This window comes from Paenibacillus agaridevorans, from assembly GCF_018604145.1.
Lineage (GTDB): Bacteria > Bacillota > Bacilli > Paenibacillales > Paenibacillaceae > Pristimantibacillus > Pristimantibacillus agaridevorans.
On record NZ_CP075889.1, the window covers coordinates 2149746 to 2170375 of the forward strand.

Below are 20630 nucleotides of genomic sequence, written 5' to 3' on the forward strand. Positions count from 1 at the left end.
GAAGCCGTTCCCTGTTATTTGTACCCAATCTTCTCCTCTAATGTAAAATGACCGGAAAGCGAAGCAAACAGCTCATCAGGCAAAAATAGTTCTTCGATATGAAACACGCCGCGTGGGTACTTCTCTTCGTACAAACATCGAGCCACGTAGGCCGCGACTTGACCGGTCATATGGAACTCCTTGTCTCCGCTTATAACGCCATGGTAACGTACGTTTCTGCCGTCTTTTTGACCGCTTAGCTCGACTTTGACGGCATAGATTTCTTTTCCCCAGTTCGAGTTGAGGATGGAGTCGACAACTTTGTTTCTGATTCCGGGCTTGAGCAGCAATCGAGTGATTCTTAAGCGCGCCGAAGCGGCAAGCAGCCAAGTCACGAATCTGGAATCGAAGCAAAGCCTGGTCGATACGGTAGGAATATGCAAGGTTCCAGGCAAGATATGTTGATCCGAGAAGTTGAAACGATAAGCGCTTCTGCGGCCTATATCCCGATTGAACTCGGTTTGAAGGCCATCGGAGAAACCGGAAAACTCAACTTGCTGTCCCTTGTCGATAACCGCGAATTCGGCATTGAAGTTATCGACAGTCCATTCCACCGCCTTGCGTCCATGCTTCTCTCCTAAACCTAACAGAAGGAAAATATCGGCGGCGTCCGCTTGATCCAATTGCTGTACGCCCCGCTTCACAAGCATATTGGTGATCCCTGGTGCCAGTCCGACGCTCAACACCGTTGTGGCTGAATGGGACGGAAGCCTCTGGATTCGTTCCATCACGGAGTAGTCTGCCGTCACATCGATATAATGAATGCCCTTCTCCAAGCATTGTGCAATGAAGCTGATGTTCCGCACGTCCAGGCACATGATGACGACGGACACGCCATCCGGCCAATTCTCCGGAACGCCCCCGTCTACATCCACTTCAAGCGGCAGCACTTCCCCATTCATAGCCCGGGAGAACCGTTCCGCTTTCTCCAGGCTTCTGCCCGCCGCATATACGCGATAGGGATACCTCTTTCTCAATTCATCGCAGATGACTCCGCCAACCTTGCCGTATCCGCCTATGACAATTATTTTATGATACATGTTGCCGCCACTCCTTATAGTTTAGTAACTAAACAATATACGCAAAAAAATTAGTCTCTTTGTAAATGACGGCAAAGCGTCTCTAATCCTTTCTCCAAAATTTTCATCTCGTTATCGTCCAGATTGGCGCTAAGCTCGCGGTACATCGCTTCTTGCATCTCGTCGTGGACGAGGAGCGCTTTCAATCCCGTTTCCGTCAAAAAAACAAGGACGCTTCTGGAATCGGCGGGATTGGGGTTACGCTGCACCAATTGTTTGTGCTCCAAACGAGTGATGATCTGCGTCACGGCGCCCTTTGTAACGTGCAACCGATCGGCAAGCACGCTCATAAGCACGCCTCCTTCCGGCCCGATCGATCACACGACCGACACATCTCCTTGCAAGATAACTACAAAGAGCTATAGTACCAGGATCTCGCAGATTTTATAATTCGACGTAGCTAATGTATTCAGCATCCAAGGAGGTTCTTATGGTTTCGTCAACCCGTTCGCGATTACTATCTTCCCTGTATCAATCGGTATGGAGATGGCATTTTTATGCCGGCATTATTTTCGCCCCTTTCCTGATCGTCCTGGCCGTCAGCGGCTCCGTCTATTTGTTCAAGCCCCAGATCGAAGGTTATTTGTACAAAGAGATGTTAACCGTGAGCGAGGTCGGTGAGGCGGCTATGTTCGCCGATGACATCATCGCCAAGACCGAACGGGCTTATCCAGGCACGTCCATTACTTCCGTCGTCATCTCGAATGATCCCCGAGAAACGATCAAGCTGTCCGCAAACCGCGACGGAGTTGCCAAGATCATGTATGCCGATCCTTATACGGGACAGATCGTCGGCATGATGAACAGCGACAAGACATTTGCCTCCTTCTTCAAAAAGATGCACAGCGAGCTTGTCGTCGGAGGAACCTGGGGCAACAGACTTGTCGAATTGGCGGCTTGCTGGGCTCTAATTCTAGTAGTGACGGGACTATATCTGTGGTGGCCGCGCAATCGTTTCCAGATCTGGGGCACGATGCTGCCCAGATTCAACAAGCCCGGAAGCCGCCAGTTCTGGCGTGATCTGCATGCCGTTCCAGCCTTCTGGCTCTCGCTGTTTATCGTTATTCTGATCGTCTCGGGCCTGCCTTGGTCCGGCATCCTCGGCGGGCAGATCGATCGTCTGGCGAATGTTACCCATACGAACTATCCTACGTACGCGCATAGCTTTATGCCAGGTCCGGAATCCGTTACCGTTACGAAGGATATCGCGGAGGATGTTCCTTGGGCTTCCGAGAATTTACCCGTTCCCGAATCGGCGGTTGGTGGCTACATGAAGCTGAAGGTCCAGGAAATAAAGGGAATTGCCGACAAACAAAATGTTGCTCCGCCGTATACGATCTCGCTCCCGCGAGGAGAACGAGGCGTCTATACGATCGCTACCTCTCATTCGCGGCCCGGCGACGATGCGACTCTGCATGTGGATCAATATAGCGGAGCCGTGCTCACCGACATTCGTTTCGACAATTACGGCCTTATGGCCAAGGGTATAACGATGGGAATCGCTCTGCATGAAGGTCGACTCTTCGGTCTCGCCAATCAATTGCTGGGCTTGATAACCGCGTTAGGCGTTATCCTGCTAGCGGTCAGTTCCTTCTTCATGTGGCGCAAGCGAAAGCCGGACGGAAAGCTCGGAGCGCCTCCCCGAGTCAAGGATCGGAGGATAACGGTTGGCGTGCTAGTCATCATGCTTGTTTGCGGAGCTATCATGCCACTTGTCGGTTTGTCCATAATCGTCGTCGTACTGCTGGACTGGCTGATCATTCGGCATATTAAACCGCTGAGAGCCTGGTTCTCCGTATAAGAAAGGAGGAATAGAAGTTGATCGACACTTATCAATGGCGCCGTATCGGGATAACCATGCTGCTCTCCGCTTCCTTGTCGTTAGGTGCGTGTACCGCTAATGAAGGAATGACAGACGAGAACGGTCTGCGGCCGCATCTGAATGTAGATTTGCAAGTCCCTGGGACCTTGAAACTGCATGAAACCTCTCCGTTCAGCGTTATAGTAACCCAAGCAAACAAGCCCGTAAGGGCGGATGAGATTCTGTTCCAGTTCTGGCCGGAAGGATCGCCGGATCGACTGGTTACGGTGGCGGGCCTTATGCGTCAAGAAGGGGTATATACCGCCGAATACGGCTTCATAGAGAATGGCGTTTATGTTGTACGCAGCCGTGTAACAGCGGGCTCGTTGGAAGCCATGCCGGCCAAACGCTTTGCGATAGGCGAAGAAGCCGTTCTTCGGCTCGCGGCGTTAGAGCAGCAGGAAGCGCAAGGAGAATTAGCGTCTTCGGATCACGGTTCAGGCGATCATCATCATTAGATAGCGTTGCAAAGCAACAAAAAATGCTATGCCCATTCGAAATCCGAAGGGCATAGCATTTTTATGATTTACCTCGATTCCCCGCCAAACCGAACAGTTCGCCGAACACCTCGTGCAAGCCGTCGCTTCCGTAAGCGCTCCGTATGTCGGCCGTATTACCGTCCAGTACGATGCCCCCATCCTTGAGGAACACGATTCGATCGGCTAACGTCTCGGCTATGGGCAGTTGATGCGTCGAGAATAACACGGTGCTTCCACTCGCGGCAGCCCCCCGGACCAGACTTACGAACGATTCCATCCAATAGGGATCCAGTCCGTTCGTCGGTTCGTCCATGAGGATGAGCGGCGGCTTGGCGAGCAGAGCTTGACCGAACAATACCCGTTGACGCATTCCCTTCGAGAAGGAAGTGACCGGTTTTTTGCCCGTATCGGATAACCCCACGAGCGTAATCACCTCGGCAGCCCGTTCCTTGCCAAGTCCTCTCAGCTTGGCCCAGAACGTCATCGTCTCCATCGCCGTTAACCCCGCGCTGAAGCGATAGTCATCCGGCATATAGCCGATCTTCTCGGCGTAGGCCTTCCGATTCTCCTTCCAAAGGATGCCGTCAACCGTAATGGATCCGCTTGTCGGCAGCATGATGCCGGCCAGCATGCGAAGCAGCGTGCTTTTGCCGGCTCCGTTGCCGCCGCATAAGGCCACCGCGCTTCCACGTCCAATGCTTAAATTCATGGCTTCGATGACGGTAATGTTGTTATAGGCTTTGTGAACGGAGTTGAACCTTACCAGCTCTTCAGCCACGACCTCTCCTCCTCTCCCACAGCACATAGGAAACGGTAAAAATAATCATAATCCAGAGTAAAGCGATGCCGGCAAACGCTGGAGTTCCCCAAGGCTGCAGGATCCACTTCACCCACTCATAATATTCGGGACCCAACGTAGAGCCTCCGCCTAATTTCACGACGGTGAACAATCGGGTCAATTCCGCCGGATTAAGAAAGACGAGCGCGGTTACTGCCGGCTTAATCCAGAGATAGGGCAACATGCCGAGTACGGCGATCAGCAGCGACGGCCAGGCAATAATGGCGAAAAACCAGACGCCGACGGCCGCAGTAAGCGCCTGCCAACGATTTTTCGAGAGCGTGCCGATCAACAGCGCGATGGCTAGGAAAAACAATGATAATAGCGCAGCGAATATCAGCAATCGCCCATAGGTAGCCAAGTCGAATCCTCTGCCAAACATGTATCCGGCGAGCCCCGATAATCCGAAGCCTGCGGCAACAATCGTGAGAAGCACAGTGGCAAGCCCGATATATTTGCCGAGCAGGTACGCTCCCGTCCCCAGCGCGTAAGTAGACAGCAGCTCCCAGTTGCCCTCCTCCTTATCGCCGGTAAGCGAGAAGGAGCCTAACATCAGGGCCATCAAAGGCAACAGGTAAATAGCCAGATTCAACATCGTGCCGCTCATGCCGGAATAGCCGCTTACATAACCTTGCAGATTGATCAAGAGCAGGCTGAACGTGAATAGCGTAAAAAGGGCCATAAACGAATAGGCCCATGGATTACGAAATCCGATCTTCAATTCTCTTGCCGCAACATGCCTCAGAAGATTCACGAAGCGTGTCCTCCGCCATCATGAGTGCCGCTCTCCTCGCCATGATCGTGACCGTGCATATCCATCATTTCATGGTTAACCGCCCAGGAATGGCTGGCAAGATCATCTGCGGACATCAGCGTTCCTTTGCCTTGTTCAGCGATATAAGCCTTGGCATCCTCTTCCTTCTCGAACGATACGATGCCGTAGGCCATCGGTGTTTGAAAAGTAGGATCATAAGCATAATAGGCTTTCTCGTAACGCAGCCACTGCTTGGAGTCGAAATCGCGCACAAACGCAGCGCCGATCGTTTCCGTTCCGTTTTCCTTCTTCCAAGTGTTTAAACAGCCGATATCGTCGAATTTGAGCGACTGGCCTTCCTTCGTTATGATTTGCGTCGCATATTGATCATCCTTGATTGCCATCTTGCAGATGACGCATACATCCGTCTCTTCGTTAATGGCTTGCGCCTCGTATTTCTCTCCGCCGCAAGCCGCTAGCGTCAGCACGAACACCAGTGCGAGGGCGAGCAGACTTATTTTTTTGTTCATATCGTTCTCCTCCTGTTCATATACAACCAACCGATTACTGCGATGACTAACAGCAGGCTCAAATAGCCTGTCGCCTTGGAACTGCCATGGCTTGGATTAGCGCCGTCAAAACCCGGCGGTGCCATAAGCGGCTTGACATCCGTTGACCAATCATCCCGATTGTTTTGGAAGAGCTCCTCGAGAAACTCCATGCCCGGCGATTGGAAGAAAAGCTGGAACGCCGCTCGTTTCTGCGTCACGCCTTGAAAAAAGGGATTGATCGCATTAGCGGTATCGCTATATCCGTCCCCATCCGTGTCGATGCCGCTGAAGCCGTCCCAATAGTTCCCGGCAATCTCGTTGTTGCTGCTTCCGCGGGCCTGCGCATCCGCGACATTGCCTTGGAAGAGGTTCCCTTCGACGACATTGCTTTCTGCATCGAGAAGCTGGATCCCGACAAAATTGTAGATTATTTCATTGCCGACGATAACATTGCCCTTAGACTGCTCCACGTAGAAGCCTGTCCGATTGCCTTCGACTTTGTTGTCTTCGAATACAGAATCATGCGCGTCGAATAACAGTATGCCTTGCGAATGGACATTTTCGTTCTGTTTCGTGAATGTATTGCCGTTTACCTCAACCTCTGTAGCCGTCATCACCATGGCGCCGGTCACATTGGCATTGCCGACGTTGCCGCGAATGACCGTTCGGGCGGTATACATGCAATGAATGCCGTAACGCGAACGCTCGACGACGTTGCCGGTTACGATCGTATCATCGCTTTTCTCCATGTAGATACCGTCATGAGCATCGCTGACCGTGTTCCCGTCAATCCGCCAACGGTGGGAATTAAAGAGGTCGATGCCGTTGCCCTTGGCAGCCATGGATACCTCTCGCGGCGTCCAATCAATCACGGTGCTTGTGATCGTGCCATTATCTGCATCCTTCACGGAAATCCCGTCTGCGCCCGTAGCCATCCATAATTGCTCGATTCGAGCCCGGTCTCCCGATACGACGATCGTTGCTTGCGGCTTAAACGCCTCGTCGCGGATTCGTATTCCAGCCAAGGTGACGTCATCGGCTTCGACAATTAAGGCGCTTTCTTCACTTTCGTTCAGCAGAATGGATTCTCCAGCAATCTCGGAACGTAGCTCCAGCGGTTTCCGGATCACCGCCGGTCCCAGGTAGATACCCGACTTTAGAACAATGGTCGATCCAGGCTCGGCTTCATCCAGAATCGGTTGTAAATCGGTTGTCATGGACGCAGATGAGACATCCACCGATCCGGTATGATTTGCCGAGGTTGACGGATGGCCGCTGGCGCTTTCCGTAGCTGCTGCAGATGCTTGCCCGCCGCTGAGTACGGCGACTACCAACCAACCCATGATGGTGGATCGAAGCGCAAGCCTACATGTTGGGGTCAAATCTCCTCCCTCGCTTCCCTTCAGTTGTGCGGCTATTCAAGTACTTTTTTACAGCCAATCAAATTGTAACAATGACGGCCATCCCCATACATAGCCCTTTGTAGTCAATGTCACCCTTAAGATCGACAGTCTTGTGACAAACCTGCGATTCCTTGCGAACGCGTGGAATTACCATGACCAAACGGATTTCATCAAACCCAGCTTCTCTCCTATTCGTTTCAACAAGGAATAACTCGCCGGCTCCATGAGTTTGGCGGTACAGTCGGAGTTTGAAACATAATCTTTTTCCTGGGCTTTATCCCAGGTTGTCTCCGTCAAATAATTTGTAGCCTCCGCTTCATCGAAGCATGGCGGAGCTATGTACACTTCGTGGGTATGGTCGAGAATCATTCGGGTATCGTTTGGCGGAGCAAAAGGTTGAGGAACTACAAGCAGTGTTATCAGGACGAGGGTCAGACTGATGCCGACCCAACCTTTTCTGAAGGTTGATTTATTTTTCATTGCTAATCCCCCTCGTCAGCGCGAAGATATCCGACATATCCGTCAATTCGCCTTCGTGACGTTTTATGAGTTTTCCTTGCTCATCGATGACTACGGTCAGTGGAAGACCTGCGACGCGATATTGCCGCTTTACATCCTGCTCGCGATCCATCGCGATCGGAAACGCAAGCTCGTAACGGTCGACGAACTTCTTCACCGTCTCCTCGTCTTCCCCGACATTAATCGCGATCATGTCGATGCCGGCTAGCTTGTAAGCTTCATTTAGAAGCGGCAGTTCATTGACGCATGGATTGCACCAGGACGCCCAGAAGTTAAGCACGACGCCTTTACCTTCATAATCGGATAATGCAAGCTGACCGCCGGCGAGTTGATTCAATTGGAAGGACGGAGCCGTATCGCCAACGGCGGCCTTGCTCCGCGGCTCGGCATTGGTTTGCAGCACTACGTAGACGGCGAGAGCGACCACGCCTGCCACCAGCATGGCTTGAAACCAACCTTTGCGTATGATTGAAAGCAATGTATACACACCTCTCTAACTAAACAATAGTATCTATCTATTGTAACAACGGAGGAGGTACGCAGATATGACTCGTTTGGGCTATTCATAATGTAAATAAGTATATAGTTATATTTTTATTTATTTATATAATCAGTTGCGTATATAATGTAAATAGTTTTCACGGAGGAGGCACTGTTATGGACCCGATTGATGAAATGTCGGAAGTACTTAAGCTTTTGTCGGACAAAACTAGATTAACGATACTCGCGCTCTTGAAGGAACGGGAGTTATGCGTCTGCGACATCGTGGAGCTGTTGGAAACAAGTCAGCCTAATATCAGTCAACATCTGCGGAAGCTCAAGCTGGGCGGTTTGGTTCATGAAACCAGGCGCAGTCAATGGATCTATTATTCCTTGAATCTGGAGTCCAGGCCGTATCTGCAGACCGTCATCGACCAGCTTCCCTCCATGAAAGAAAAGCTTGTCGGCCGTGCGAACTCGACTTGCGATTGATGGGGAGGCCTTATGCTGGTACTTGCTTGTTTGATTTTTATAGTCACTTTATTTTTTGTGATCTGGCAGCCTAAAGGACTGAGCATCGGCTGGTCGGCGTCCGCTGGCGCTCTTGCAGCTTTATTATGCGGAGTCGTCGATTGGCAAGACGTTTGGGATGTTACAGGAATGGTCTGGAACGCCACGCTCGCTTTTGTCGCCATCATTCTGATTTCATTAGTTCTGGACGAAATCGGATTTTTCGAATGGTCCGCCCTTCATATGGCGCGATTGGCACGCGGGAATGGAGTTCTCATGTACGTCTACGTCATCCTGCTCGGCGCTGCGGTAGCGATCTTCTTCGCCAACGACGGTGCGGCGTTAATATTGACGCCAATCGTTCTGGCTTTGGTCAAAGCGCTGAAATTCGAGGATCGGCTCGTTCTGCCTTTTATTATCGCTAGCGGATTTATTGCGGATACGGCCTCTTTGCCGCTAATTGTCAGCAATCTGGTTAATATTGTATCCGCTGATTTCTTCTCGATCTCCTTTATGGAGTACGCCAGTGTTATGATCGTGCCGGGTTTGTTTTCTATCGCTGCCAGCTTGCTAGTGTTGTTCGTTTATTTCCGCAAAAATATCCCTTCCCGCTATGATCTCGAGAAAGTGAAAGAACCTAAGGAAGCCATAAAGGATCGGACTTTGTTTCGATTATCCTGGTGGGTGCTGGGCGTACTTTTGGCGGGGTATCTGGTTAGCGAATCCTTAGGCTTGCCAGTCTCTGCCATCGTGGGAATAGTGGCCGTCATCTTCCTGCTATTAGCGAGACGCAGTCATGCCTTGCAAACGTGGAAGCTGGTCAAAGACGCGCCGTGGTCCGTTGTCGTTTTTTCGATTGGCATGTATGTCGTTGTTTATGGCTTGCGCAATGTAGGCTTGACCGATCAATTGGGCCGATTATTCCAGTGGGTTGCCGAACAAGGACTATTTGTTGCCGTATTAGGAACCGGCTTTATCGCGGCGATTCTTTCCTCCGTGATGAACAATTTGCCAACCGTCATGATCGACGCGCTTGCCATTCAGGGAACGACAACCGAAGGCGTTATCCGTGAAGCTTTGATTTATGCCAATGTAATCGGCTCGGACTTGGGACCCAAGATTACGCCGATTGGCTCGCTCGCCACCTTATTATGGCTGCATGTGTTAGCTCAGAAAGGCGTTAGAATTGGCTGGGGACAATATTTTAAGATAGGACTGATCCTCACGCTCCCCACCCTGTTCATCACGCTGGTTGGTTTATATTTATGGTTGTCTTTCCTCTATTTCAGTTAAAGCAAAGGAGAATTCGTTGATGACGTCCAAACCGTTAGTTCACTTCCTATGCACGGGCAATTCCTGCCGCAGCCAAAGCTGCCGGAACGGAAGAGGAAATTATAGCGAAATTCCGCGAAGTGCGGGATTCCATTAAAAACCGAATTCGCGAATTTGTAGATTCGGTGCAATCGTTCAGAACAACACAAATAAACAGCGGCTACCTTGAGAAATATTGAAATCTCAGGGGAAGCGGCTGTTTATCTTCATTTCGAATTTCCGTATATTGGTCGCCAACGATCGCGTTTGCGGCTACAAATCATCGGGAGCGGATTATCACTCTTCTAGGCGTTCACGACGATCGTATATTCCGCTTCCGCGCGAACCTCCCTAATTTCCGCCTGGAGATCCTCCTCCGGTCTGGAAGGCATATAAATATTGCTTTTCTTTAATAGAGGGGAAATTTTCAGAACGATCGGTTCGCTTGCCAAAATCTCGCGGAAACGCTTTAAGCCTATCATCCAAGGAACGCCGCTATAGAACTGATCCGCGACGCATTGTCCGGCAATATAAGCCTGCGCCACGTCTCCCGCAAAATCGATGATGAGCGTTATCTCGTTCGCTTCGTCGAAGGCGGAGAGGTCTAACTTAATCTCCCATTCCGGAGCATCTCCTATTTGACCTTCGTCTTCGAACAAATATTCGAAGAAGCTCGCATTTAATGACGGATCCCGGGTCGGTTTCCACGTTATTTCGACTTCCCGGGTTTGCAAGCCCGGCTTATACGCATGAAAAATCCCCTCTTGTTCGGCTAATAAAGTAATCGCCCCTTGCTCAAGGTTGCGCTCGACGGGAGGATAAACCGCAAACGCCATCCGTTCGGTTTCGGTTCCGCTAATATGAAGAGCATCATCCACAAACGTCACGTTTCCTTCGCATACGATCAAGCGATCGCGTCCGAACGCTTGGCCTTTCCACATGTGCAGCGACTGCCGCTCGTTGACCGTCAACACCTTTACAACTTCGCCTTCAACAGTCTTGACGGTAAATAGGCAAGCAAGACCCGGCTGCAGGTCGCGAACAGTAATCGCGCCTCCCTCGCGTTCTGCTATACCCCCCTTGAGTTCAATATCCATAACGCTCGCTTGATCGAATAAAAATTCCGGCCGTACTCCTGCAACCTCAAAGAAAACGTACAGCGTTACATCATCTTCGCGAAGCGAACATAACGGCTGAGCGGTCGCATACTTCAATCGGGCGCCGCTCATCTCCATTTGGATCGGCCAGAAAAAATAAGCGTCATGCTTGAGCGCAAACGGAGCCGCAGGAACGTTCAAGGTTTCACTCGCCAGCCGCAATTCAACCTGCACGCGTTCTTTGTCCGGCATTTCCGTCAGCCTTTGATAATTGTTAAAGAACAGGAAGCCGCCGTCTCCATCCATTCGCGCCGCAACTCGCACCGTCTCGGTATCTTCGACCGAGGCAGGACGAATATCGGGTAATACCGGAGTCATAGGCGCCAGCTTCTCTCCGAAATCGTGAACAAACAGATGAAGCCGCTTCAAGCTTTTGTAGGAATCCCTAATTCGACCAAACTCCCCGATCGGCGCTTGAAAATCATAGCTGCGCACCGGCAGTTGGTTACCGTTCGCGTTCGACTCCTGCATTGTCGAGAGTTCCCCGAGGGGCTGAGTGCCTCCGTGATACATGTAATAACCTAGCAGATTGCAGCCGTTGGCAATTTTGACCATCGCCATCGCGGCAACATCGTCGGAATCAATGACGGGACGCCTATGATAGGTGATTTGCACTCCGCCTCCAAGTTCGCAGCAGCCGTCGGGATAGCGTTCGATATCATCCAAATCTCTAATCTCAGACTCTTTTTCGCCAAACAGATCGCTGCCGATGCTCGGATCGTTGCGCATCTGATGGAAAAAATAATGCGGTCCAGGCGGAAGCGGGTTCGTATGTTTTTCCCATGGATGATCGGGATAACCTCCGAATAACGGCAGCACTTCATCTCTCGGAATGCGCGCCCCGCCGGGACCTCCCCAGCCGGTAACCGTATACAAAGGAGCTTGGATACCCGATTCCAGCGCCATGCTCTTTAATGTCCGCAAATGCTCTGCATTGTCCGTCAGCTCGTTATCAAGCTGTATGCCGATTATCGGACCGCCGTCTTGATAAGCGAGCCCCTCGACCTGCCTGGAGATTTCCTCGTACAATCTTCTGGCGTATAACAGATAGTCCTCGTCGTTCGTTCGCAAAGCGCCTCTCCCGTACAGCCAATCCGGGAAACCTCCGTTGCGGCATTCGCCGTGTGCCCAAGGCCCGATGCGGACGAGGGCATCCAAGCCATGTTTTTGGCAAAGCCTGACGAAAGATCGCAAATCCTTATCTCCGGACCAGTCGAAACGTCCCTCTATTTCTTCGTGATGAATCCAGAATACGTATGTGGCGACAATTTGGATGCCGCCTGCTTTCATCTTCAACAGTTCTTCCTCCCATTGTCCATGAGGGCATCTAGAGAAATGAAACTCCCCCATAACCGGCAGCCAAGGCTTTCCGCCGCGGGTGAGATACTTGCTGTTCGCTTTTATTTGTTCCCCGGACGGATTCTCTCCCCCCATTTTCAAATGCCCCTCGATCAACTCCGCTTTTCCATGGCGGCTGGCATCCAGTACGTACTTCATGACTTTAACTTCACTCCTTCAACGAGGATTCTGTTCCTGTTGCCCGATCTTCTCTCCCGTCACCAGCCGCAGCCATGTCGAAAATCCGCTGGCGCCTTGCTCCAAGCGAATAATCCGCGCTCCATGCGGGAAGTCCTCCCGGCCATACGTATTCAAGCCGGTAGCACGGCCATAGCATAACCGGATGCCGTACCACTCACCCCAAAAATCGTTTAAGTGGTCATGCCCGCAGAACGTGCCCATCACGTCTCCCTGCTCCACCATCGCAGTGAACATACCCGAATTGACTTTGGGACAGCATACCTTCTCCAGCTTGCTGCCGTAACCTCCTTTTTCCATCCACATTTCTTCGTATTCCGGCAGCGGAATGTGGAAGAAGGCTAACGCGGGTACAGGAGCGCCTCCGTTTTTCGACGCAAGCTCCCGGGACTGCTCCGCGTACCAGTTGATTTGATCCCGCCTAATCCAGTCGTATCCCTTAACAGAGGGCACGGAAGAGACATCGCCCGAATCTAGAAAGTAAAGCGCAACCTCGCATTCGCCTTCCGCTTCCCCGATCTCGACGACGTAGTTGCCTTCGCCGGACAACTGCTCCGGTCCGCGCTGCGTAATCGAATGAGGCTGCCCGATGATTGCCTCGATCAATTCTGTCCGGGTAATATTTTTCTCCGTATCATGGTTGCCAATAACATAAGCCCATGGGATGCCTTTTTCTACGACCGGCTCGACAGCTTGCCGCATCATTTCCACGGGATCCGTTGTATCCGAAGGATAGATCAAATCTCCCGTAAATACGACCAGATCCGGACTTTCGGCATCGAGCACCGCCCGTATGACTTTTTCCGTTTGCCGGTCGATCTCGAGCCCGTCTTGCCAATGCACGTCAGTGAATTGAATAATGGTAAAAGTACCGTCTTCCCGATATGTCATCCGATGATTCATCGCCCAATTCCTCCGCTTCGCATCTGTTTAGTCTCTGTCTTCTTCCGTTAAAATGTTCTCAATTTCGGATATCGTATCCTCCGAAAGCGAGATGCCCGAAGCAGCGACATTATTTTCCACTTGTTCCGGTCGAGTAGCACCGATAATGCAGCTGGAAATGTTCGGAAGTCTAAGGTTCCAAGCTAACGCCAAATGCACCAAACTAATGCCGAGTCCTTCGGCCACCTGGATTAAGCGCTCGATTTGGTTTAACCGATGCTCGGAAAGCAGCCCCTGGCTTTTAATCCAATGGTTATGATCCGGATTCGTTGCACGCGACCCGGGAGGAAGCGCCTCTCCCTTGCGATATTTGCCGCTAAGCACGCCGTGGGCTAACGGAGAAAACACGACTTGCCCGATTCCGTGCTTCTCGCACATCGGTACGATATCCGATTCGATGCGACGGGTGAACATATTGTATTCCGGCTGGTTCACCACAATCGGGTCCAGGTTCAATCGCTCCGCTATTCCCGCTGCTTCAGCGATTTGCCATTCCCGCCATTCGCTTATGCCGACGTACAATACTTTACCTTGCGTGACCAGATCATCCATCGCCCTCAACGATTCATCCAGCGGCGTATTCTCGTCGAAGCGATGGCAATAATATAGATCGATATAATCGACGCCGAGCCTCTTTAAGCTGGCTTCGCATTGCTCCATAATATGTTTGCGCGACAAACCTTTACGATTTGGTCCTTCGCCCATATCAAAATAAACCTTCGTTCCGAGCACATAAGAGTCTCTCTCGTATCTCGCAAGCGCCCGTCCCATAACTCGCTCCGCTTCGCCGCGGGCGTACATATTGGCCGTGTCGAAATAATTGATTCCCAGTTCGTATGCCTTATGAATAACGGCTTCTACAGAAGCGGCCTGCCCAGGGTCGTCATAGGTGAGCCAGCTTCCAAGCGCGATCTCGCTCACCTGAAGTCCGCTTCTTCCCAATCTGCGATATTTCATTTGTCTTTCGTTTCTCCTCCCGGTGGGCAAGCTACGCCACGATTTTTTTTCATCTAACTATATCACTTGCTGCTGATCCATTTTCCGTTCGTAAAATCGGGAATCGCAACCGGATGTCCGCCCAAAGCGATAGAATCCTCGCTTAAGGAAGAGATGCACATCCAGGAAGCCATGTCGTACACGTCGATCGGCGTTTGCGTCCCGTTCTTTACGCTATCAAAAAATTGCTGAAAAACGAGCCAATCCATGCCGTCATGGCCTTCCCGCACTCCTTCTTGCATGTAGCGCTGCCATATCGGATGCTCATACTTTTCGCGATATTGCTCCACATTGCCCCATTGCGACTTCCATTTCGTTTCATATTGGGCATGCTCATCCTCAAGAAACAAGGAGTGATTGTCCTCCATAAACAATCCTTTTGTGCCTCTTACCATAAACCCTCGCGCATAGTAACGAGGCAGCGTCGTATCCAGCGTGAGCGTAATCGTCTCTCCGCGCGCGCACTTGATGACGGTCGTCACGATATCTCCTTGTTGAAAGCGGGTTTCGGCGAGCTCGCTATCGCCTCTATTGCTTTTTACGTATGCCTGCATGCCAACTGCCTTGGACGCAACCGACACGAGGGATAACATGCGGTTTCCTCTATTAATATCGAGCACCCTGGCAATCGGCCCTAATTCGTGAGTCGGATAATTTTCGCAGTTTCGATGAATATATTCGTTTAGCCGATAATGACGGTTTTCTTTGCCGTAGGCAATTTCAGAACGCAGGTCGTGATGATAACCTCCCGAACAATGTACGATTTCCCCGAGTACACCCAGCTTTACCATGTTCAACACCATGAGCTCATCCCGGCCATAGCAGCAATTTTCCAGCATCATACATGGAGTCCCCGTTCGTTCATAAGCTTCCACCAGCTTCCAGCATTCCTGAACAGAATAGGATCCGCCCACTTCGCAGGCCACATATTTCCCCTTCTCCATGGCATCAATGACGATCTGGATATGAGAGGACCACGATGTGCATAAAACGATGGCATAAACCGATTCCATTTTCAGAATTTCCATATACTTAGAAGTTGTGACAGGACGAGCATTTCCTCCGAACTCGATGACGTCGGCCGCCCGCTCGCGACGATCCTCGTGCAAGTCGCATACGGCGACAACCTCCACGTCCTTCATTTTCATAATGATGATTTCGAGCAGCCCCATCCCTCTGCCGCCAAGTCCAATCAAGCCGATTTTTACTTTAGATGTCATTATCGCCATCCCTCCTTATAAACGCAGCCTGCCCTTTATCGATAACAAGATGTCCGTCTTTCATAGAATTCGTCTTTACGATTGCGGCTGCCTTATCTTCGATCGTATTCCCGACAATTTCAACCCCGCTGCATGCCCACAAACGTATGATTTCATCCGAATCGGCGGAAAGTCCGTCGTTACCGACGTTTCTCGAAATGTCATTGTCGGCAAAGATCAAGCCGCTCGTGCTTTTGGCCTCTAACAAAGCTGTACCGTCCAGCTCAAAGCGATTGTCGCAAATGATGACGTTGCTGTGAACAGGGCGGTCGGCGGATACCTCCGTGTTCTCTGGGCGAATTAGCAGGACTGGCGCTTGGCGATTGCCGCAATCGACAAATCGATTGCGGCGGATCAGAACATCTCGAACCATTCCCGATTCGAACCAGCTTTCAGCGTCGTCAGCGATCAGAATGGCGCTCATATGCAGTCTTTCGAACACATTGTTTTCGATCGTCACCTTGCGTCGTGTTGTTGCCAGGATGCCGCGGGTCGGAATTCTCTTAAAGACATTGCCGCGAACAGTAAGCTCGGGCGTCCAAGTGACGTTTTCGATAACATCCCCGTCTTCGATCATTTCCGGTACGGGAGAATCAAGCGTCAGCTCGACTTCGCGCGGAGATAGCGGTTTGACGCCGACAACGCTGCAGGTTGCGTAAGAAGTCAACGAGCTTGCGGAAATAAAATCGATCTCGTCACCCGGATGGGATGCGCTAAATCCGTAGCTTTGAGGATGCATGAACCTAACCCGTATCCGCCTGCCATCCAACACTTCCACGATACGCAGATGGGTGCCATGGACGTTGATCGCATCGTCATGCGCTCCCTCGAATACGCTGTCGACAATGGATATTTTCCCTTTAATCCCGGACAGATGAACAAAATCGGCAAACGCCGCCGCTGTTCGTCCGCTGGAAGGGTCAGGCGCCAATCGCAGACGCTCGAACATCAAGTTTTCACTGAATTGTCCGACGATCCCAAGTCCGTGCATATACTGCATCCAGACGTTGCGCCAGATGATATTCTTGCAGCCGACGATCAACGCGCCGACCTGATCCCGGATACCGTCGCGCATTTGAAACACATGACCAACCGATGTGTGCGGCGCGCATGAGAAATGTAATCGAAGCTTGCCCTGCCCCAGCTGTTCAACCTGTTTAGCCAACAGGATCGGGTTTGGAACTCTCCAGGTCCGATTGCTCACCGGATCGTATTCCTGAGCAGGGCCGCCGCGATGTGACCAGCTCTCGTCGATCCAATACAGCTTATCGTCCTGCAGCCTATAATTGGAATCTGGATGAACTTCCACGTCCCAATGACTTGCGCCTGTCGCAGTTATGCGCATTTCGGAAATCGTCGGGCGGGCGAAATCGATCGTCAAATTCCTTATTTCCGCATCGCTGCACCCATCCATAACGACCGGCGTCATTTTCCCGTGAAACAGCAGCCGCGAGCCGTTCCCCTCTATGCGTATCCGATGTGCCCCTTTGAGCCGCAAGCCGATCGTCTTGGTGTGATCGGGATGCTCTTCTTCACTTGCCGTATTGGAGATGAAATAGGCAGATCTTACGGCATAGGTCGGAAACAGATCGTATCGGCCTGGCGGAAATGCAACTTCTGTCGGGCCATTCGCCCTGGAAGCGGCATCGATCGCCGCTTGTATCGCGCTTGTAGCATCCGCCCCGGAATCCGGTATCGCACCGTAATCGGTCACTCGAAATAGTTGGATCGGCGGCTCTAACTCGTCTTTTCCAAACATCCTGCGCCCCTTTCAGTCTGAGGGGACTATGGAAAAGGCTGCTCCGGAAGGCAGCGAAAGCTCCAATTGTCCGCCATCAGTCGGGTGGCCAAGTCTGACTTCCGTTAATCCATCAGAAGTGATTCGGTAAATATCGACGGCTTTCACTCCATTCCAATCCGGCGGCAGAGACCAAACCTTTTGCGAGTATCCCGTTTTGCTGAACGCAATCAGCTCGGGCCGTTTTTGCCATAGAGCCGGAAAAAGCACATGATCTCCCTCTCGCAACGGCTTGCCGTCACGACGAACAGAGCGATCGGCCAAGTGGACGGAATGGCTCTCGGAATATTGAACGACTCTGTTGTCACCCTCGTTATCCATCCGAATGCGATCCAGCGAATTCAAATATTGGTATTGAAGCATTCTCGTGCAAAATTGTTCGATGAACATAGGATGCCAATCCTCCCGCGGAGCATCTTGTTCGAAATCCCAGAAGACGTCCTCACCGTGCACGCCTGCACCGAATAGAAACTCCAGATCGTGCCGAACCGGAATGCCGGGCTGCGAATAATCGCGGATCGCGGCGCCGCTTAACAGACTGGCGGGCCTCTCCAGAAAATGCTGTTCTTCGCATTGATCGAACCACCAGCACCAGGGCTGCAAGCCGATAAACGGATCGTTGCGCAGATGAGCAAAGTTTTCGCTTGTCACGTCGATGCCGCGCCCTCGGAAATAACGAATCGTACGGCGCATGTAGGAGGACTCCTCCTCCTTGGTGATGTCATGGAAGGCATTCGCTCGCGGAAAATAGGCGTCCAGATGCACCGTTCCCGCACGATCAAGCTCGAGCAGCGAAATCAGCGTTTCGATCCGCTCGACGATGACGCCGCTCTCCCACTCGTTCTTATAAAAGATCTGATAGGCAGGCAAATCATTGTAAGTGCCCACTTGCAGCAAGGAACCATCCCCTTTGCGAGAGATCAAGTCCTTCTCCAAGTACATGTCCCAATGCGGACTATTAGGATAAGCATCCGTCATATTGACATGGACGCTGATCGTCGTATGATATTTTTGCGCTTCTTCCACAAGCCAAAGGTAGCTGTCTCTCGCCGTCCGATCCTGCGGTCGCTTCAGATGGACATTGACCTCGTCCCAAGCCGGATAGCGGTCATCATGTCCGTTATACTGCCAACCGACCAAATAGATGATCTTCGGAATTTCTCTCGTTAAAAGATCGATTTCCCGGATAAAGTCCAGCGCGCGTTCGAACGTGCATAAAACGCGAGAGCCCCCTTGTCCATCCGGCATTGCCATACCCAGCTTCATCGTGAGCGTCCGGCTGTAATCGAAATTGTAAGGACTTTCCGGCTGCATAGTCGCTTTCCAATCGTAGTAATCTCCGGAAATGGATCGCCAATTATCATTTCTGTCTTTTAAATTCAACAGTCCCACCTCTTCCTTCCCGCAATAGGGAAACCTGGCAGTGCCGATATTCGGCACTGTCAGGTTTCGGATTGTTCCTACTTCGATATTTGAGCGTTCATCATATCTACAATCGATTGATAATCTCCGATATTCGAAAGCTCTGTCTTGAAAGCATCCCATTCGGAGAGATCTCTTTCGCCTAGCAGGAACTTATAGATGTTCTCATCCACATAAGTTGTCACCGCTGTCATGACCTGAGCTTTCTTAGCCTCATCCTCTTTGCTTAAACGTAGAACCGGTGCGACTTCATACGGTGCAATAGCCGTTTCCGGGTTAGTATATTTTCCCATCCCCTCTTGAGGACGCATCTCTTCAATCTTTCCATCGCCGAAAAATTTAACGTCTTTGTATCTGATATAGTCCGACGAATAGTTTTGTGGAGCGAAGACAAAGCCTTGACGTGTCCAAGGTTCAGCCATGCCAAAGTCGGATAATTCCTTCCAGTCTCCGTTTTTGTTAATAAACTCCTTCTCGCCGTTGACTACCTGATACGTTTTGCCTTCCACGCCCCAATGCATCAGTTCAACCATTTCCGGAGAATACTGGTAATCGAGCATTTTGACGATAAGCTCCGGATATTTTGTTTTTTTGGATACCATGATTCCGTAGTTGGCATAGATGGTTTTGCCTAACAATGCCGGACCCAGCACCCACTGGTCGCCATACTTTTCGTTTTTCGGATTGACGGCCGCTCCCCACTCGACGCCTTGGTCCGGAACGGAATATTTCTCCCACCAGCCTCCCCAAGCGATCGGAAGCATAAAGGATTTGCCTGTCGTGACTTTAGCCTGCAATTGATCTTGCGACTGGCTCAGGAACTCTGGATCCAGCAGCTTTTCATCATACAATTTGCGGATAAACTCCAAACCTTCTTTAAAAGAGTCCTCGGCGGGTCCGAAAACATATTTCTCGCCATTCCAGTAAATATCGTTTTTCGTATGGTTCGAAAGCGCCAACGCGTCGATGAATTTAGGCCATTCCTGCGAATTGACCGGATAAGAATCCGGATACAGCTCTTTCAGCTTAACCGCCGCATCATAAAACTCATCCCAGTTTCCAGGAATTTTGATGTTATGCTTCTCGAAAATATCGAACCGATACAGAGAAGGGTAAGCCGAGCCGGAAAATCCTGTGTCGTTTAAAAATCCGTCTCCGAAGAAATACATTTTTCCATCCGGCGTATACATACTCTTGTCTGCGAACTTGGTAGACTCCAAATAGGATTTATAGTTTGGAGCATATTCGTCCAGATATGGAGCAATGTCCAAGAGAGAACCTTGGTTGCCGAACTGGAACATGACTTCAGCATCCTTGACGCCGGACATAATGTCCGGTGTATCGCCGCTGGCCAGTGTCAGCTTCACTTTCTCCGGATAGTCGTCACTATTTACGTAGATCCATTTAATATCGAGCTTAGCGCCGATATAAGCTTCCATCTTTTCTTTCCATAGCTTATAGAGCTCGGTATCCTTCGGGTCGTCCCCGAAGCTGGACATGTAAGCAGTAATCTTGATCGTTTCTTCGACCGCTTTTTCGCCGGAATCCGTGTTACCTGGCTGCTCCGACGGTTTGCTGTTGCCGCCATTGCTGCATCCTGCAAACACAAGAGTTACTGCCAGCATAAGACTGATGATAAAAACCATTTTTTTCTTCAAAGCTTAACCCCTCCATTAATTTAATTTGTTTATCTATA

At 51.0% G+C, this 20630-nt stretch carries 19 protein-coding genes; 4 read left to right on the forward strand and 15 right to left on the reverse strand.

What is annotated here, in order from left to right:
* Positions 1 to 14 precede the first annotated feature (14 nt).
* Both KJW29_RS08750 and KJW29_RS08755 read right to left on the reverse strand, forming a co-directional pair.
* Positions 15 to 1079 carry a saccharopine dehydrogenase family protein gene (locus KJW29_RS08750; RefSeq protein ID WP_214629476.1) on the reverse strand — a complete coding sequence of 355 codons (1065 nt, stop codon included), beginning with the start codon at positions 1077 to 1079 and terminating at the stop codon, positions 15 to 17.
* 50 nt (positions 1080 to 1129) lie between these two features.
* Positions 1130 to 1414 carry a MarR family winged helix-turn-helix transcriptional regulator gene (locus KJW29_RS08755; RefSeq protein WP_281426341.1) on the reverse strand — a complete coding sequence of 95 codons (285 nt, stop codon included), beginning with the start codon at positions 1412 to 1414 and terminating at the stop codon, positions 1130 to 1132.
* 134 nt (positions 1415 to 1548) lie between these two features.
* Between KJW29_RS08755 and KJW29_RS08760 the strand changes: the two genes are divergently transcribed.
* Both KJW29_RS08760 and KJW29_RS08765 read left to right on the forward strand, forming a co-directional pair.
* Entirely contained in the window at positions 1549 to 2919 is a 1371-nt protein-coding gene (locus KJW29_RS08760; RefSeq protein WP_246608651.1) for a PepSY-associated TM helix domain-containing protein, read from the forward strand.
* Between the two features lie 17 nt (positions 2920 to 2936).
* Entirely contained in the window at positions 2937 to 3437 is a 501-nt protein-coding gene (locus tag KJW29_RS08765) for a FixH family protein (RefSeq protein ID WP_214629479.1), read from the forward strand.
* 61 nt (positions 3438 to 3498) lie between these two features.
* Here the strand turns inward: KJW29_RS08765 and KJW29_RS08770 are convergent, their stop codons facing one another.
* The 6 genes from KJW29_RS08770 to KJW29_RS08795 form a co-directional block, all read right to left on the reverse strand.
* Entirely contained in the window at positions 3499 to 4236 is a 738-nt protein-coding gene (locus KJW29_RS08770; protein ID WP_246608652.1) for an ABC transporter ATP-binding protein, read from the reverse strand.
* Positions 4229 to 5050 carry an ABC transporter permease gene (locus KJW29_RS08775; protein ID WP_246608653.1) on the reverse strand — a complete coding sequence of 274 codons (822 nt, stop codon included), beginning with the start codon at positions 5048 to 5050 and terminating at the stop codon, positions 4229 to 4231. Before KJW29_RS08775 ends, KJW29_RS08770 begins: the two co-directional genes overlap by 8 nt.
* Positions 5047 to 5580, reverse strand: coding sequence for a nitrous oxide reductase accessory protein NosL (locus KJW29_RS08780; RefSeq protein ID WP_214629481.1), 534 nt, complete (start codon positions 5578 to 5580; stop codon positions 5047 to 5049). The genes KJW29_RS08775 and KJW29_RS08780 overlap by 4 nt, the downstream gene beginning before the upstream one ends.
* Positions 5577 to 6983: a right-handed parallel beta-helix repeat-containing protein gene (locus tag KJW29_RS08785; RefSeq protein WP_246608654.1), complete on the reverse strand. Its 1407-nt coding sequence runs from the start codon at positions 6981 to 6983 to the stop codon at positions 5577 to 5579. Before KJW29_RS08785 ends, KJW29_RS08780 begins: the two co-directional genes overlap by 4 nt.
* Positions 6984 to 7151: 168 nt before the next feature.
* Positions 7152 to 7484, reverse strand: coding sequence for a hypothetical protein (locus KJW29_RS08790; protein ID WP_214629482.1), 333 nt, complete (start codon positions 7482 to 7484; stop codon positions 7152 to 7154).
* Positions 7474 to 8001 carry a redoxin domain-containing protein gene (locus KJW29_RS08795; protein ID WP_246608655.1) on the reverse strand — a complete coding sequence of 176 codons (528 nt, stop codon included), beginning with the start codon at positions 7999 to 8001 and terminating at the stop codon, positions 7474 to 7476. The genes KJW29_RS08790 and KJW29_RS08795 overlap by 11 nt, the downstream gene beginning before the upstream one ends.
* Before the next feature lie 179 nt (positions 8002 to 8180).
* On the opposite strand from KJW29_RS08795, the gene KJW29_RS08800 reads away from it, so the two are divergent.
* Both KJW29_RS08800 and KJW29_RS08805 read left to right on the forward strand, forming a co-directional pair.
* Complete coding sequence (locus KJW29_RS08800; protein WP_087568612.1) at positions 8181 to 8495, forward strand: ArsR/SmtB family transcription factor; 315 nt, start codon at positions 8181 to 8183, stop codon at positions 8493 to 8495.
* A 12-nt stretch (positions 8496 to 8507) separates the two neighbouring features.
* On the forward strand, positions 8508 to 9806 hold the full coding sequence (locus tag KJW29_RS08805) for an arsenic transporter (protein ID WP_281426342.1): 1299 nt from the start codon (positions 8508 to 8510) through the stop codon (positions 9804 to 9806).
* Positions 9807 to 10129: 323 nt separating this feature from the next.
* On the opposite strand, the gene KJW29_RS08810 is transcribed toward KJW29_RS08805, so the two are convergent.
* From KJW29_RS08810 to KJW29_RS08840, 7 genes are all read right to left on the reverse strand, one after another.
* Positions 10130 to 12478, reverse strand: a complete 2349-nt coding sequence (locus KJW29_RS08810; protein ID WP_214629483.1) for a beta-galactosidase — start codon at positions 12476 to 12478, stop codon at positions 10130 to 10132.
* Positions 12479 to 12496: 18 nt separating this feature from the next.
* The gene (locus tag KJW29_RS08815; RefSeq protein ID WP_214629484.1) at positions 12497 to 13420 is read right to left on the reverse strand and encodes a metallophosphoesterase family protein; all 924 of its coding nucleotides are present in this window, start codon (positions 13418 to 13420) and stop codon (positions 12497 to 12499) included.
* Between the two features lie 27 nt (positions 13421 to 13447).
* Positions 13448 to 14416, reverse strand: coding sequence for an aldo/keto reductase family protein (locus KJW29_RS08820; protein WP_214629485.1), 969 nt, complete (start codon positions 14414 to 14416; stop codon positions 13448 to 13450).
* 62 nt (positions 14417 to 14478) lie between these two features.
* Positions 14479 to 15675: a Gfo/Idh/MocA family protein gene (locus KJW29_RS08825; protein WP_246608656.1), complete on the reverse strand. Its 1197-nt coding sequence runs from the start codon at positions 15673 to 15675 to the stop codon at positions 14479 to 14481.
* On the reverse strand, positions 15665 to 17473 hold the full coding sequence (locus tag KJW29_RS08830) for a right-handed parallel beta-helix repeat-containing protein (RefSeq protein WP_214629487.1): 1809 nt from the start codon (positions 17471 to 17473) through the stop codon (positions 15665 to 15667). The genes KJW29_RS08825 and KJW29_RS08830 overlap by 11 nt, the downstream gene beginning before the upstream one ends.
* A 12-nt stretch (positions 17474 to 17485) precedes the next feature.
* Positions 17486 to 18895, reverse strand: coding sequence for an endo-alpha-N-acetylgalactosaminidase family protein (locus KJW29_RS08835; protein ID WP_214629488.1), 1410 nt, complete (start codon positions 18893 to 18895; stop codon positions 17486 to 17488).
* A gap of 77 nt (positions 18896 to 18972) precedes the next feature.
* Positions 18973 to 20592, reverse strand: a complete 1620-nt coding sequence (locus tag KJW29_RS08840) for an extracellular solute-binding protein (protein ID WP_214629489.1) — start codon at positions 20590 to 20592, stop codon at positions 18973 to 18975.
* Between the last annotated feature and the right edge of the window lie 38 nt (positions 20593 to 20630).